The following is a 15,274-nucleotide window of genomic DNA, read 5'->3' on the forward strand; positions in this document are numbered from 1 at the left end:
GAACCCGCCGAAGTGGCGCTCATGGTCTTGCGCTGTCACCTTTACGACACCTGTCGGTTCGTGTTTTATATTTAAAATCAATACATTGATAAGTTGGTCCGGGCTTTGCATTGCTTGAGGCGAGCGGCCGGCTGCAAATCCGGTGGCTTCGATCCCGAAGGCGCCCGAAAGGGCGGTGAGGCAGGCGGACCGCAGGATGATCTCTCTTTCGGCCAGTGCGGTTGAAGTGGTGAAGGCGGCCATGTCGCGGGCCGATCGCGCCGCCGAGGGGCTGCGCCTGGTGGCGGGAGAGGGCGCGCGCGACGCGTTGCAGGTGGTGCTCCATCTCGATGTGGCGCGGGCGGACGACATGGTGATCGAGCAGGGCGGTTTGAAGCTGTTCGTGGACGATCGCTCCCGGCGGTTCGCGGACGGGTTACGCATCGATTTCGTGGCGTCTCGCGGCGCGGGAGATGGCGGGTTCGTGGTGGCTGCGGACGTGGTTCGCCCCGACCGGCTGGCGTGAGGCGGGCATGTTCGGATCGCTCTTATGTCTTCCTGATGCCGGGTGGCGGGCGACCGTCGCCCTGGATGTGCGGTTGAGTTTGCATTTGACGCTGTCCGTACCGACGCATCGTCGCCGGTGCTTTTCAACGCCACTCGCTTGGTAGATTGGAAGGGACCCATGCTCGCGAAGTCACCATCGGCCGTCTCGGGCCGCACGGCGCCGGAAGGATCGGGGCCTTCGTCCCGGGGAAAGCCGGCTCGGACCGTTTTCCTGAACGACACGACCTTGCGCGATGGCGAACAGGCGCCGGGCGTCGCTTTCACCCGCAGGGAGAAGATCGAGATCGCCGAGGCGCTGGCCGCCGCCGGCGTGCCCGAGATCGAGGCCGGCACCCCGGCCATGGGTGACGAGGAAATCGAGACCCTGCGCTCCATCGCCTCGCTCAAGCTGCCCATGCGGGTGGTGGCGTGGTGCCGGATGAGCGAGCAGGATCTGTTCGCCGCGGTGAGCGCAGGGGTGACGGCGGTCAACCTTTCCATCCCCACCTCCGATCGCCAGTTGCAGGGCAAGCTCGGCCGCGACCGGGCCTGGGCCCTCGAGGCCTTGCGCCATGTGGTGGGGCTCGCGCGCAAGATCGGCTTCACGGTCGCGGTGGGCTGTGAGGATGCCTCCCGCGCCGATCCGGAATTCCTCTGCCAGGTGGCCGAGGCCGCGCGCGACGTGGGCGCCTTCCGCCTGCGGCTCGCCGACACGCTGGGCGTGCTCGACCCGTTCTCGACCTATGCCCTGGTGCGGCGGGTGGCCAATGCCACCGATCTCGAGATCGAATATCACGCCCACGACGATCTGGGCCTTGCCACCGCCAACACCCTGGCGGCGGTGACGGGCGGTGCGCGCCACCTCTCGGTCACGGTGACCGGCCTTGGCGAACGCGCAGGCAATGCGCCGCTGGAAGAAGTGGCGATCGCGCTGCGCCAGACCGCGCGGGAGGAGACCGGCATCGATCCGCGGGCCCTGCGGCCCCTGGCGCAGCGGGTGATGGATGCCGCCGGCCGGCCCATGCCGCGCACCAAGGCGATCGTGGGCGAGGATGTCTTCACCCATGAGTCCGGCATCCATGTCTCCGGCCTGCTGAAGGATCGCGCCACCTACGAGGCGCTCAATCCGGACCTGCTGGGCCGCAAGCATACCCTGGTGCTGGGCAAGCATTCGGGCCTTTCGGCGGTGTCCCACGCCTTGTCCGAGCAGGGCTTGAGCGTGGACGACGCGCGCGGCCGGACGATCCTGGAGCGGGTGCGCGAATACGCCACCCGCACCAAGCAGAATGTCTCTCCGGAGGTGCTGCGGCGCTTCTATGAGGAGAGCTTCACCGAGGAGGCGTTGCGCCGCCGCCACCTGGCCGTGATGGGAGCCTGACCATGATCATGGGACACGCGAAGGGATCTGGCGCGGAAGCAGCCGCGGGGGTCGCCGGTCCGGTGGCTGCCACGGTTGCGGCGGAGGCGCCCGCCGTGGCGCCGGTTTCGGTCTGGCGGCTGATCCGCGAAGACGTCAATTGCGTGAAGTCTCGCGATCCGGCCGCCCGCAATACGCTGGAGATCGTGCTGACCTATCCGGGCGTGCACGCCATCATCTGGTACCGGCTTGCCAACCGGCTGTGGCTGCGGGGGGTGAAGTTTCCGGCCCGCTTCCTGTCGTGGCTCGGGCGCTTTTTCACCAATGTGGACATTCACCCCGGCGCCACCATCGGTCGTCGCTTCTTCATCGATCACGGGGCGGGCGTGGTGATCGGCGAAACGGCGGAAGTGGGCGATGACGTGACCCTCTATCACGGCGTGACCCTGGGCGGCACCTCGTGGACCGCCGGCAAGCGCCATCCCACTTTGCGCGACGGCGTGCTGGTGGGGGCCGGCGCGAAGATCCTGGGGCCGATCACGGTGGGGGCGGGCTGCCGCATCGGCGCCAATTCCGTGCTGATCGAGGATGTGCCGCCGGGCATGACGGTGGTGGGCATTCCGGGCCGGGTGGTGAAGCCGGTGGCCGACCGCCGGCGGCTCGGCGACGGTCGCATCGACCTTGAGCATCACCTGATGCCGGACCCGGTGGGCGAGGCCATCGTCTCCCTGCTCGATCGGATCGAATTTCTGGAGGCGCGGCTGGCCCATCTTCAGGGCGAGCTTCACCGCAGCCGCACCGGTGGCGGCTGTGCAACCGCCGATGAAGCCGCGTGACGTTTGAGTTTCCCGCTCCCTAAGCGGGGTCCCCGCAAGGGCAACAAAAGACTGGAGCTTGGAATGTCGGTTCTCGATACGCTGAAGTCGCTGTCCAGCGCCGAAGAGTTTTTCACCACCCTCAAGGTGGACTACCAGCCCGAGGTGCTGCAGGTGTTGCGCCTGCATATCCTGCGACGCATGGGCCAGTACCTCGTCTCTGCCGATTTTGAGGGCAAGAGTGAGGAGGAGGTCTTTTCCGCCGCGCAAGCCATGCTGGCGCAGGCCTATGAGGACTTCATCAAGTCGAATCCCATGGCGGAGCGGGTGTTCAAGGTGCTCAAGGAGCATGACCCGAGCCGCGCCGCCGCGAGCGGCCCCAAACCCGCGTTCGTGCCGCTGACCACGCTGACCACCGGCAGCTAGGACAGGGCCGACGCTTCCGTCGCGCCGCACTCGTGGCGCGACCGGTTACCCTCCCTCCGCATGCGTGGTGTTTGAACAGGCATTGCGAAGGTTCCCTTTTTTGATCGTGCGGATTGCTCGGCGCGCGCGGGGGGAGGGTAAACTCTGTGGCTGACGCCACACCAAGGCCGCGGCACCGAAGGGGGCCGCGGCCTTGGTGCATGTCGAGGGTCCCCTCGCGCCGGCCCCCGCTCCGTGCCCGCCCTCTTGATCGGCGCGCGCCGGAAGGATCACATCCCCGCGGCGGCCCGGCATGCCGCCTTGTGTTCGTGGATGCAGGAGCAGGGTATGGGTCATCGATCCGGAAATACCAGCGGCGACCGTGAGGCGGTGTCTCAGTCGGGTGAGGCCGGCCAGCCGGCGCGCGGGAAAACCCGTCCCCAAGTGATCTGCGGCGTCTGCGCCCAGACCTTCCCGCTGGACCAGACCGTGCCGCTGGCGGAGCTGCGCCCGGCGTTGGCCGCATTCGCCCGGGAGAGCCATCCCGATCTCGGAGCCGAGGGCCTTGTCTGCCTCAAGGATCTGGCGCGGCTGCGGGCGGCGTTCGTGGCGCGCCTGTTGGAGCGCGAGCGCGGCGAGCTGGGCGCGCTCGAGATAGAGGTGGTGGAAAGCCTCGCCGCCAACGAAACCCTGGCGGAAGATGTGGAGAAGAGTTTCGAGCGGGAGCGCACGTTCGGGGATCGGATGGCCGACGCTTTGGCCATGTTTGGCGGCAGTTGGGGCTTCATCGGCGTTTTCGCCGCGATCCTGGTGGTGTGGATCGTGTTCAATCTCATCACCGTGGGCCGGGCGCAGTTCGATCCCTATCCGTTCATCCTGCTGAACCTGGTGCTGTCCTGCCTCGCCGCCATTCAGGCACCGGTCATCATGATGAGCCAGAAGCGGGTCGAGGTGCGCGACCGGATGCGGGCCGAAAATGATTTCAAGGTCAATCTGAAGGCCGAACTGGAAATCCGCCACCTGCATGAAAAGCTCGACCACCTGCTCGGTCAGCAATGGGAGCGTCTGGCACAGATCCAGGAAATCCAGCTCGATGTGCTGGAGGCCATGAACGGACGGCGGAAATAGGCGCTGGCGGGGCGCTTGCGACCTCCGCCAGCGCCTCCGGCGATACGGATCACCACCGACGGTGTCGGTGTGCTGCATCGCACAAGAAGCAGTCAGCGGCGGCCATATCCCACTATTTGTGCAGGGCCGCCGGCTTGAACGCCTTGTCTAATGGGAGTAGTCAAGCGCCGCTCGGCTCCTGCTCGATACGACAGGCTCATTTCCGGGGAACAGGCATGGCCCGCAACAAGATCGCCCTCATCGGGGCCGGCCAGATCGGCGGAACGCTCGCCCTTCTGGCCGGGCTGAAGGATTTGGGCGACGTGGTGCTGTTCGATGTGGTGGAGGGCGTGCCCCAGGGCAAGGCGCTCGACCTCGCCGAGCTGGCTCCGGTCGCGGGCTTCGATGCCACCTTCGCCGGCACCAACACCTATGACGCCATCGGCGGCGCCGATGTGGTGATCGTTACCGCCGGCGTGCCCCGCAAGCCGGGCATGAGCCGCGACGACCTGCTCGCCATCAACCTCAAGGTGATGGAGCAGGTGGGCGCGGGTATACGAAAGTACGCGCCGGAAGCCTTCGTCATCTGCATCACCAATCCGCTGGATGCCATGGTGTGGGCGCTGCAGCGCACCAGCGGCCTGCCGGCGATGAAGGTGGTGGGTATGGCGGGCGTGCTCGATTCCGCGCGCTTCAGATACTTCCTGGCCGATGAATTTGGTGTGTCGGTGGAGGATGTGACCGCGTTCGTGCTGGGCGGCCACGGCGACACCATGGTGCCGCTTGTGCGCTATTCGACGGTCGGTGGCATTCCGGTGCCGGACCTGATCCGCATGGGCTGGACCAGCGCCGAGCGCATCGCCGCCATCGTCGAGCGCACCCGGAACGGCGGGGCGGAGATCGTCAACCTGCTCAAGAGCGGCTCGGCCTTCTACGCGCCGGCCGCGTCCGCCATCGCCATGGCGGAGAGCTACCTGAAGGACAAGAAGCGCCTTCTGCCGGCGGCCGTACGCCTCGATGGCGCCTATGGCCTCAGGGATATTTACGTGGGCGTGCCGGTCGTCATCGGGGCGCGGGGTGTGGAGCGTATCGTCGAGGTCGATCTCGACCCGGCGGAACGCGCCATGTTCGAAAAATCGGTCGCATCGGTCGAAGGACTGGTGGAGGCCTGTCTGAAGATCGCACCCGATCTCGGGAAGTGATCTCGGTCAACGGCGGCTCTCCCACGGGAGTGCCGTCATCGTGCCGGTCGTCAAGCCGGCGAGGTGAAGGAGACGAATGTTCCCCTCCTCGGGGCGCGCTCTCCCGCTTCGGCCTTCTGGTCCGGACGGAGGACGCGGGTCCCAGCATCGCGATGGAGGCGGTGCAATGGAGACGGTCGTCGTCCGCTCCAGCCACGGGTTCGGTTCGGGGCGGCCGGCGTCGGTTCAGGGGGGAAGGGGCACTTCGCAACCCTCAGGGGACGAAGACATGAATATTCACGAGTACCAAGCCAAGGCGCTGCTGAAGACGTTCGGCGCGCCGGTCTCGCGCGGCGTGCCCGTGCTCAAGGTGGAAGACGCCGAGGCGGCAGCCAAGGAACTCGGCGGCCCGCTCTGGGTCGTGAAGTCCCAGATCCATGCCGGTGGGCGTGGCAAGGGCAAGTTCAAGGAGGCCGCCGCCGGCGAGAAGGGCGGCGTGCGTCTCGCCAAGTCGATCGAGGACGTGAAGCAGTTTGCGCAGGAAATGCTGGGCAACACGCTCGTCACCGTGCAGACCGGCCCCGCCGGCAAGCAGGTGAACCGCCTCTACATCGAGGACGGCTCCGACATCGAGAAGGAGTTCTACCTGTCGCTGCTGGTGGACCGCGCGACCTCGCGCGTCGCGTTCGTGGTCTCCACGGAAGGCGGCATGGACATCGAGGACGTGGCCCACAAGTCGCCTGAGAAGATCGTGACCTTCTCGGTGGACCCGGCCACCGGCGCGCAGGCCTTCCACGGCCGCAAGGTGGCCGAGGCCCTGGGCCTGTCCGGCGACCTCGCCAAGCAGGCCGGCAAGCTCGTGAGCGCGCTCTACACCGCGTTCACCGAGACCGACATGGCCATGCTCGAGATCAACCCGCTGATCGTCACCAAGGACGGCCAGCTGCGGGTGCTCGACGCCAAGGTGTCGTTCGACTCGAATGCCCTGTTCCGCCATCCGGAGCTGACCGAGCTGCGCGACCTGACGGAAGAGGATGCGAAGGAAATCGAGGCGTCCAAGTACGACCTCGCCTACATCGCCCTCGACGGCACCATCGGCTGCATGGTGAACGGCGCCGGCCTTGCCATGGCGACCCTCGACATCATCCAGCTCTACGGCGAAAGCCCGGCCAACTTCCTCGACGTGGGCGGCGGCGCCAACGAAGAGAAGGTGACGGCGGCGTTCAAGATCATCACCGCGGATCCCAACGTGAAGGGCATCCTGGTGAACATCTTCGGCGGCATCATGAAGTGCGACGTGATCGCGCGCGGCGTGCTGGCGGCGGTGAAGGCGGTTGGCCTCCAGGTGCCGCTGGTGGTGCGCCTTGAGGGGACCAATGTGGAAGAGGGCAAGACGATCATCCGCGAGAGCGGCCTGAACGTGATTCCTGCCGACGACCTGGATGACGCCGCGCAGAAGATCGTGGCCGCTGTGAAGAAGGATGCCGCGTGATGTCCGTGCTGATCGACGCCAACACCCGGGTCATCACCCAGGGCTTCACCGGCAAGAACGGCACGTTCCACGCCGAGCAGGCCATCATGTACGGGACCAAGATGGTCGGCGGCACCAGCCCCGGCAAGGGCGGGTCCACCCACCTCGGCCTGCCGGTGTTCGACACCGTGATCGAGGCCAAGGAGAAGACCGGCGCCGATGCCTCGGTCATCTACGTGCCGCCGCCGGGGGCCGCCGACGCGATCCTGGAAGCCATCGACGCCGAGATCCCCCTCATCGTCTGCATCACCGAGGGTATCCCGGTGCTGGACATGGTGAAGGTGAAGCGGGCGCTGTCCGGCTCCAAGTCGCGCCTCATCGGCCCCAACTGCCCCGGCATCGTCACCGCCGGCCAGTCGAAGATCGGCATCATGCCGGCCAACATCTTCAAGCCGGGCTCGGTGGGCGTGGTCTCGCGCTCCGGTACGCTGACCTATGAGGCCGTGTTCCAGACCACCCAGGAAGGCCTCGGCCAGACCTCGGCGGTGGGCATCGGCGGCGACCCGGTGAAGGGCACCGAGTTCATCGACATCCTGGAGATGTTCCTGGCGGACCCCGCGACCCAGTCGATCATCATGATCGGCGAGATCGGCGGCTCGGCCGAGGAAGAAGCGGCCCAGTTCATCGCCGACGAGGCGAAGAAGGGCCGCAAGAAGCCGATGGTGGGTTTCATCGCCGGCCGCACCGCCCCTCCGGGGCGCCGCATGGGTCACGCCGGCGCCATCATCTCCGGCGGCAAGGGCGGAGCCGAGGACAAGATCGCGGCCATGGAAGCTGCGGGCATCCGGGTGTCCCCGTCTCCGGCGCGCCTCGGCAAGACCCTGGTGGACGTGCTCAAGGGTTGAGGATCGGCACCCCGCAAGGGGCCTGTCCGGATGCGGCCGCGGCCGCATCCGGGTTTTGGTTGGTCCGGCGGCGGTGATGCCGCCGCCGGACAGCCCGGCCGGCTTCGGCCGCCGGGGGCGCGGTGCGCCGGCGGGAGGTCAACACCCAGGGGGGTGGCCGCGGGCGCGCGCAAGCGCCGATGACGAAGAAGGGGCGCGGGGGGAAGCGCCGGCTCTGAATTTCGCCGTGTTTTCCGGCGAGGGGCGGAGCGGCTGAAAAACGATCATGCGGATGACGCACGTCAGGTCGGCTTTTGCCGTGCGCCTGGCGGGACTATGTAAGCTGACGAGCACCCCATCCCGTGGCTGCCACGAGCCGGGCGGGGGTGGAATAAGGCGATCCGGTTTCGGTCGGAGCGTCGTGTTTGTGGCAGATTTTTCGGTTTCGGGCTTGGTTTTCTGTGCGGAACGCGCACAAGGAGGGCGAGGCCCGAGGCCATCCGGGAAGACACCCATGTCGCGCGCGGAACAGAACGATATTTTCCTGAATACCTCCTTCCTCGATGGTGCCAATGCCGCCTGGATCGAGGACCTCTACGCCCGCTACGAGCAGGACCCGAGCTCGGTTGACGCCGAGTGGCAGAGCTTTTTCGCAGGTCTCAAGGACGATCCGGCCCAGGTGCTGGCGAACGCCCGCGGCGCGTCCTGGAAGCGGCCGAACTGGCCGCTGCACGCCAATGGCGAGCTGGTTTCGGCCATGGACGGCCAGTGGGCCGAGGTGGAGAAGCACGTCGGCGACAAGGTGAAGGCCAAGGCGCAGAAGGCGGGCGTGGAGCTTTCCGCCGCCGATGTGCAGCAGGCCACCCGTGACAGCGTGAAGGCGCTGATGATGATCCGCGCCTATCGCATGCGCGGCCATCTGCATGCCAATCTCGATCCGCTCGGCCTCACCCCGCCGCGCGAGGCACCGGAGCTGGACCCGGCGTCCTACGGCTTCTACGAGGCCGACCTCGACCGCAAGATCTTCATCGACCACGTCCTCGGCCTTGAATTCGCGACCGTGCGCGAGATGCTGGCGATCCTGCGCCGCACCTATTGCTCGGACATCGGCGTCGAGTTCATGCACATCTCCTCGCCCGAGGAGAAGGCCTGGATCCAGGAGCGCATCGAGGGGCCGGACAAGGAGGTCACCTTCACCCGCGAGGGCAAGCGCGCCATCCTCAACAAGCTGGTGGAGGCCGAGGGCTTCGAGAAATATCTCGACGTCAAGTATACCGGCACCAAGCGCTTCGGCCTCGACGGCGGCGAGAGCCTGATTCCGGCGCTGGAGCAGATCATCAAGCGCGGCGGCAATCTCGGCCTCAAGGAGATCGTGTTCGGCATGGCCCATCGCGGCCGCCTGAACGTGCTGACCCAGGTGATGGGCAAGCCCCACCGGGCGCTGTTCCACGAGTTCAAGGGCGGTTCCTGGGCCCCCGACGACGTGGAGGGCTCGGGCGATGTGAAGTACCATCTTGGTGCATCGTCCGACCGCGAGTTCGACAACAACAAGGTCCACCTGTCGCTGACCGCCAACCCGTCGCACCTGGAGATCGTCGATCCGGTGGTGCTCGGCAAGGCCCGCGCGAAGCAGGACCAGTGGGGCGACACCGAGCGGGTGAAGGTTCTGCCGCTCATCCTGCACGGCGACGCCGCCTTCGCGGGTCAGGGCGTGGTGGCCGAGTGCCTCGGCCTGTCGGGTCTGAAGGGGCACCGCACCGGCGGTTCGCTGCACTTCATCATCAACAATCAGATCGGCTTCACCACCAATCCGCGCTATTCGCGCTCCTCGCCCTATCCGTCCGACGTGGCGAAGATGATCGAGGCGCCGATCTTGCACTGCAACGGCGATGATCCGGAAGCGGTGGTGTTCTGCGCCAAGGTGGCCATCGAGTTCCGCCAGCGGTTCCACAAGCCGGTGGTCATCGACATGTTCTGCTACCGCCGCTTCGGCCACAACGAAGGCGACGAGCCGTCCTTCACCCAGCCGAAGATGTACAAGGTGATCCGCCAGCACCCGAGCGTGCTGGAACTGTACGGCAAGAAGCTGGAAGCCGAGGGCGTGGTCACCGCCGGCGAGCTCGACACCATGCGCGCCGCCTGGCGCGAGCGCCTGGAGGCCGAGTACGAAGCCGGCCAGGCCTACAAGCCCAACAAGGCCGATTGGCTCGACGGCCGCTGGGCCGGTTTCAAGGCGGCCCAGGAGAGCGATGATCCGCGCCGCGGCAACACCGGCGTCCCGGTGGATCTGCTGAAGAGCATCGGCGACAAGATCACCACCGTGCCGGAGGGCTTCAAGGTCCACCGCACCATCCAGCGCTTCCTCGACAACCGCAAGAAGGCGATCGAGGACGGCGTGGGCATCGACTGGGCGACTGGCGAGGCGCTGGCCTTCTCCAGCCTGCTGCTGGAAGGCCATCCGGTGCGCTTCAGCGGACAGGACGTGGAGCGCGGTACTTTCTCCCAGCGCCATTCGGTGCTGCTCGACCAGGAGACCGAGGCCCGCTACAAGCCGTTCAACCACCTCTCCGACACCCAGGCCAAATACGAGGTCATCAATTCGATGCTCTCGGAAGAGGCGGTGCTGGGCTTCGAGTACGGTTATACCCTCTCCGAGCCCAACACGCTGGTGCTGTGGGAGGCGCAGTTCGGCGACTTCGCCAATGGCGCCCAGGTGGTGTTCGACCAGTTCATTTCCTCGGGCGAGCGCAAGTGGCTGCGCATGAGCGGCCTCGTGTGCCTGTTGCCGCACGGCTATGAGGGCCAGGGGCCGGAGCACTCTTCCGCCCGCCTGGAGCGCTACCTCCAGCTCTGCGCCGAGGACAACATGCAGGTGGCGAACTGCACCACCCCGGCCAACTACTTCCACATTCTGCGCCGGCAGCTGAACCGCGAGTTCAGGAAGCCGCTCATCCTGATGACGCCCAAGTCCCTGCTGCGTCACAAGAAGGCGGTGTCGCGCCTGGACGATATGGTGGCCGGCACCTCGTTCCACCGCGTGTTGTGGGACGATGCCCAGTCGCATCCGGACGTGGCCGGCGTGACGCTGGTGCCGGATGAGAAGATCCGTCGGGTCGTGCTCACCACCGGCAAGGTCTATTACGACCTCCTCGAGGAGCGCGAGAAGCGCGGCGTCAACGACGTCTACCTGATGCGCGTGGAGCAGCTCTATCCGTTCCCGCTGAAGACGCTGGTTCAGGAGCTGTCCCGCTTCAAGAACGCGGAAGTGGTGTGGTGCCAGGAAGAGCCGAAGAACCAGGGGTCTTGGTTCTTCGTTCAGCCCTACCTGGAATGGGTGCTGGAGCAGGCGGGCGGGGTGGCCAAGCGGCCGCGCTATGCCGGCCGTCCGGCGTCCGCCGCCACCGCCACCGGCCTCATGTCCAAGCACATGGCGCAGCTCAAGGCCTTCCTCGAAGAAGCCCTGGGCTGAGGCGGATCCGTGCCGCACTTCCTGTTGCGCCTCACCCCGCCGCGCGCCTCGTTTCCGAGCGATGCGCGCCCGGCGGAGCTTGATGCCATGGTCGCCCACGGCGCCTTCTGGCAAGGCGAGGCCGATGCCGGCCGCGCGCTTGCGGTGGGGCCGGTGGCGGACCCGGACGGCATCTGGGGGCTGGCGCTGGTGGAGGTGGCGGACGAAGCCGAGGCCCGCGCGCTTGCCGCGCGTGATCCCGTCATCGGGGCGGATCTCGGCTTCACCTATGGGGTGATGCCCCTGTTGTCGCTCATCACCGGCCGGGCCGATGGTCCGGCCGCCGATTGACTATCCGCGGCCGGGCTCCGGCTTCGGCTTCATAAGATGTGCCGGGGGTGTCCGGCATCCGAGTTTCGCGAGATGTGCCGGGAAGGCCCGGCATCTGAGTTTCACATGATGTGCCGGGAAGGCCCGGCACATGCCGACATTTGAGGGAGGCCCCACAACAGGGGCGAACACCATGGCGACCGAGATCCGCGTACCCACTCTGGGCGAGTCCGTGACGGAAGCGACCATCGGCAAGTGGTTCAAGAAGCCCGGCGAGGCCGTGAAGGCCGACGAGCCCATCGTCGAGCTGGAGACCGACAAGGTCACCGTCGAGGTGCCCGCTCCGGCGGCCGGCGTGCTCGCCGAGATCATCGCCAAGGACGGCGATACCGTGGGTGTCGGCGCCCTGCTCGGTTCCATCACCGAAGGCGCCGGCGCGTCCGCGGTCGCCCCGGCCGCGGTGGCGCCCGCTCCGGCGCCCGTCGCCGCCCCGGCTCCGGCCGCGGCCGCCGCCCCGGTCGCGGGTGGCGCCAACGGCCCGGCGGTGGCCCGCATCGCCGCCGAGACCGGCCTCAACCCGGCGGCCGTTTCCGGCACCGGCAAGGATGGCCGTGTCACCAAGGGCGACATCCTCGCCGCCGTCGCCTCGGGCGTTCCGGCCGCCGCTCCGGCCGCGCCGCGCGCCCCGTCGACCCCGGTGGACGCCGCCCGCGAGGAGCGGGTGAAGATGACCAAGCTGCGGCAGACCATCGCCCGCCGCCTGAAGGACGCGCAGAACACCGCCGCCATGCTCACCACGTTCAACGACGTGGACATGTCCGGCGTGATGGGCCTGCGCGCCCAATACAAGGACGCGTTCGAGAAGAAGCACGGCACCAAGCTCGGCTTCATGGGCTTCTTCACCAAGGCGGTGATCGCGGCCCTCAAGGACCTGCCCGCGGTGAACGCCGAAATCGACGGCACCGACCTCGTCTACAAGAACTACTACAACATCGGCATCGCGGTCGGCACCGAGAAGGGCCTCGTGGTCCCGGTGGTGCGCGACGCCGACAAGCTCTCCATCTCCGACATCGAGAAGCAGATCGCCGGTTATGGCCGCAAGGCGCGTGACGGCAAGCTCGGCATCGAAGACATGCAGGGCGGCACCTTCACCATCACCAACGGCGGCATCTACGGCTCGCTGATGTCCACCCCGATCCTCAACGCGCCGCAGTCGGGCATCCTCGGCATGCACCGCATCGAGGAGCGCCCGGTGGTGGTGAAGGGCCAGATCGTCATCCGCCCGATGATGTATCTCGCCCTGTCCTACGATCACCGGATCGTCGACGGCCGCGAAGCCGTGACCTTCCTGGTGCGCGTGAAGGAGACCCTGGAAGACCCGGCGCGCCTCGTGCTGGATCTGTGATCGCAACGGACCTGTGAGCGGACCGGGGGCACGGCCAGCCGCGCCCCCGCAATCCCGCGCCGACCGGGAGCCCCGCCATGGTGAGCCACCTTTCGCAATATCTGACCCTGATGGCGGTGTTCGCGCTGGCGGCCGTCGCTCCGGGGCCGGATTTCGCCATGGTGGTGCGCCAGAGCGTGGTTCATGGCCGGCGCGCGGGCCTTTTCACCAGTGCCGGGATCGGCATCGCGCTGTTGTTCCACGCCAGCTACACGCTGGCGGGTGTCGGCGTGCTGGTGGCCCATTCGCTGACCGCCTTCACCGTCCTCAAGTGGGCCGGGGCGGCCTATCTCGTTTATGTGGGGGTCAAGACCCTGGGGGCGCCCGCACCCGTTGGGCTGCATTGCGAAGGTGAGGACCGCGCGGCGCCGGCGATCTCGGATCGGCGCAGCTTCGCCCTCGGTTTCCTCACCAACATCCTGAACCCCAAGGCGGTGCTGTTTTTCCTGTCGCTGTTCGGCAGCGTGGTCAGCGCCGATACCCCGCTTGCCGTCCAGGGCGGCTATGCCCTGTCCATGGCCGTGTTCGCCGTCTGCTGGTTCACGGTCGTCACCTTCTTCTTCACCGGGCGGGCCGTGCGTGACGGTCTTGCCCGCTTCGGCCGCTGGTTCAACCGGATCACCGGCGCGCTCCTTGTCGGCCTCGGCATCCGGATCGCTCTGCAAAGGGCCACCATGGTGCCCTGAGGCGGGCGCGGCGGCCTCTCACATCGAGGAAAGTCTCATGTCCTACGATCTCATCATCATCGGCACCGGCCCCGGCGGCTATGTGGCGGCCATCCGCGCCGCCCAGCTCGGCCTGAAGGTGGCGGTCTGCGAGAAGCGCGGCACCCATGGCGGCACCTGCCTGAACGTCGGCTGCATTCCCTCCAAGGCCCTGCTCTACGCTTCCGAATTCTTCGAGGAAGCCGGCCACAAGTTCGCCGAGATGGGCATCGGCGTTTCCGCGCCCAAGCTCGACCTGAAGGCGATGCTCGCGTTCAAGGAGCGCGGCGTGGATGGCAATGTGAAGGGCGTCGAGTTCCTGCTGAAGAAGAACAAGGTCGACGTCTACATGGGCGTCGCGAAGATCCTGGCCCCCGGCAAGGTCGAGGTGACGCTGAACGCCGACGGCAAGGTCGAGACCCTGGAGACGAAGAACATCCTCATCGCCACCGGCTCGGACGTGGCGCCGCTGCCGGGCGTGACCATCGACGAGAAGCGCATCGTCTCCTCCACCGGCGCGCTGTCGCTGGACAAGGTGCCGGGCAAGCTGGTGGTGGTCGGCGCCGGCGTCATCGGCCTGGAGCTCGGCTCCGTGTGGCGGCGCCTCGGCGCTCAGGTGACGGTGGTGGAATTCCTGGACCGCATCCTGCCCGGCATGGATGGCGAGGTGGCCCGCTCGTTCCAGCGCATCCTGGAAAAGCAGGGCTTCGCCTTCAAGCTCGGCACCAAGGTGACGGGCGTGGACAGCTCGGGCAAGACCCTCAAGGTGTCGGTGGAGCCCGCCGCCGGCGGTGCCGCCGAGGTGCTGGAGGCGGATGTGGTGCTGGTCGCCATCGGCCGTATTCCCTTCACCGCCGGCCTCGGCCTTGAAGAGGTGGGCGTGGCGAAGGACCCCAAGGGCCGGGTCGTCACCGACGCGCACTTCGCGACCTCGGTGCCCGGCATCTACGCCATCGGCGACGTGATCGCCGGCCCCATGCTCGCCCACAAGGCCGAAGACGAGGGCGTGGCCTGCGCCGAGATGCTGGCGGGCAAGGCCGGCCATGTGAACTACGATGTCATCCCCGGCGTGGTCTACACCTTCCCCGAGGTGGCCTCGGTGGGCAAGACCGAGGATGAGCTGAAGGCGGCGGGCGTGGCTTACAAGGTCGGCAAGTTCCCCTTCACCGCCAACGGCCGCACCAAGGTGAACAACACCACCGACGGCTTCGTGAAGATCCTGGCCGATGCGGTCACGGATCGGGTGCTGGGCGCCCACATCATCGGCCCCGAGGCCGGCGAGATGATCCACGAATGCGCGGTGCTGATGGAGTTCGCCGGTTCGTCCGAGGACCTCGCCCGCACCTGCCACGCTCACCCGACCCGCTCCGAGGCGGTGAAGGAAGCGGCCATGGCGGTGGAAAAGCGCGCCATCCATATGTGATCGCCGCGTCGCGGGGCCTGTCCCCGCGCCGGCCCTTCCGTTGCCGAGGCGCGGGCAAAAAAGAGCCCCTCGGGACGGGTGTCCGGAGGGGCCTGGAGGAGGTCAGTCGGTCTATCGGCAGGGCCGATCGATCTGGGGAACATGGGGTGCTTCGGCTAACAAACCGTTGCCCTTCCCGCC

The 15,274-nt window shown here is 67.2% G+C and carries 13 protein-coding genes; all 13 read left to right on the forward strand.

The window, feature by feature from the left end; all coding sequences use genetic code 11:
• Positions 1-196 precede the first annotated feature (196 nt).
• The 13 genes from HUW53_RS04085 (at position 197) to lpdA (ending at position 15,094) form a co-directional block, all read left to right on the forward strand.
• Positions 197-505, forward strand: coding sequence for a HesB/IscA family protein (locus HUW53_RS04085; RefSeq protein ID WP_237344471.1), 309 nt, complete (start codon positions 197-199; stop codon positions 503-505).
• A gap of 159 nt (positions 506-664) precedes the next feature.
• Positions 665-1,903 carry a homocitrate synthase gene (gene nifV, locus HUW53_RS04090; RefSeq protein ID WP_237344472.1) on the forward strand — a complete coding sequence of 413 codons (1,239 nt, stop codon included), beginning with the start codon at positions 665-667 and terminating at the stop codon, positions 1,901-1,903.
• Between the two features lie 2 nt (positions 1,904-1,905).
• Complete coding sequence (cysE, locus tag HUW53_RS04095) at positions 1,906-2,718, forward strand: serine O-acetyltransferase (protein ID WP_237344473.1); 813 nt, start codon at positions 1,906-1,908, stop codon at positions 2,716-2,718.
• A gap of 63 nt (positions 2,719-2,781) precedes the next feature.
• Positions 2,782-3,123 (forward strand): nitrogenase stabilizing/protective protein NifW, encoded by a 342-nt coding sequence (gene nifW, locus HUW53_RS04100; RefSeq protein ID WP_237344474.1) that lies wholly within the window; start codon positions 2,782-2,784, stop codon positions 3,121-3,123.
• Positions 3,124-3,450: 327 nt separating this feature from the next.
• Positions 3,451-4,230: a DUF1003 domain-containing protein gene (locus tag HUW53_RS04105; RefSeq protein WP_237344475.1), complete on the forward strand. Its 780-nt coding sequence runs from the start codon at positions 3,451-3,453 to the stop codon at positions 4,228-4,230.
• Between the two features lie 215 nt (positions 4,231-4,445).
• Complete coding sequence (mdh, locus tag HUW53_RS04110; protein WP_237344476.1) at positions 4,446-5,411, forward strand: malate dehydrogenase; 966 nt, start codon at positions 4,446-4,448, stop codon at positions 5,409-5,411.
• A gap of 268 nt (positions 5,412-5,679) precedes the next feature.
• The gene (gene sucC, locus HUW53_RS04115) at positions 5,680-6,882 is read left to right on the forward strand and encodes an ADP-forming succinate--CoA ligase subunit beta (RefSeq protein WP_237344477.1); all 1,203 of its coding nucleotides are present in this window, start codon (positions 5,680-5,682) and stop codon (positions 6,880-6,882) included.
• Positions 6,882-7,766, forward strand: a complete 885-nt coding sequence (gene sucD / locus HUW53_RS04120) for a succinate--CoA ligase subunit alpha (RefSeq protein ID WP_237344478.1) — start codon at positions 6,882-6,884, stop codon at positions 7,764-7,766. The genes sucC and sucD overlap by 1 nt, the downstream gene beginning before the upstream one ends.
• Before the next feature lie 493 nt (positions 7,767-8,259).
• A complete protein-coding gene (locus HUW53_RS04125) occupies positions 8,260-11,214 on the forward strand; it encodes a 2-oxoglutarate dehydrogenase E1 component (RefSeq protein WP_237344479.1) in 2,955 nt (984 codons plus the stop codon).
• A 9-nt stretch (positions 11,215-11,223) separates the two neighbouring features.
• Positions 11,224-11,544, forward strand: a complete 321-nt coding sequence (locus HUW53_RS04130) for a YciI family protein (protein WP_237344480.1) — start codon at positions 11,224-11,226, stop codon at positions 11,542-11,544.
• A gap of 172 nt (positions 11,545-11,716) precedes the next feature.
• Entirely contained in the window at positions 11,717-12,928 is a 1,212-nt protein-coding gene (odhB, locus tag HUW53_RS04135; protein WP_237344481.1) for a 2-oxoglutarate dehydrogenase complex dihydrolipoyllysine-residue succinyltransferase, read from the forward strand.
• A gap of 80 nt (positions 12,929-13,008) precedes the next feature.
• A complete protein-coding gene (locus tag HUW53_RS04140; protein ID WP_237344576.1) occupies positions 13,009-13,653 on the forward strand; it encodes a LysE family translocator in 645 nt (214 codons plus the stop codon).
• Positions 13,654-13,690: 37 nt separating this feature from the next.
• On the forward strand, positions 13,691-15,094 hold the full coding sequence (gene lpdA / locus HUW53_RS04145; RefSeq protein WP_237344482.1) for a dihydrolipoyl dehydrogenase: 1,404 nt from the start codon (positions 13,691-13,693) through the stop codon (positions 15,092-15,094).
• Positions 15,095-15,274: the final 180 nt, after the last annotated feature.

Source organism: Xanthobacter agilis (assembly GCF_021730435.1).
Taxonomy (GTDB): domain Bacteria; phylum Pseudomonadota; class Alphaproteobacteria; order Rhizobiales; family Xanthobacteraceae; genus Xanthobacter; species Xanthobacter agilis.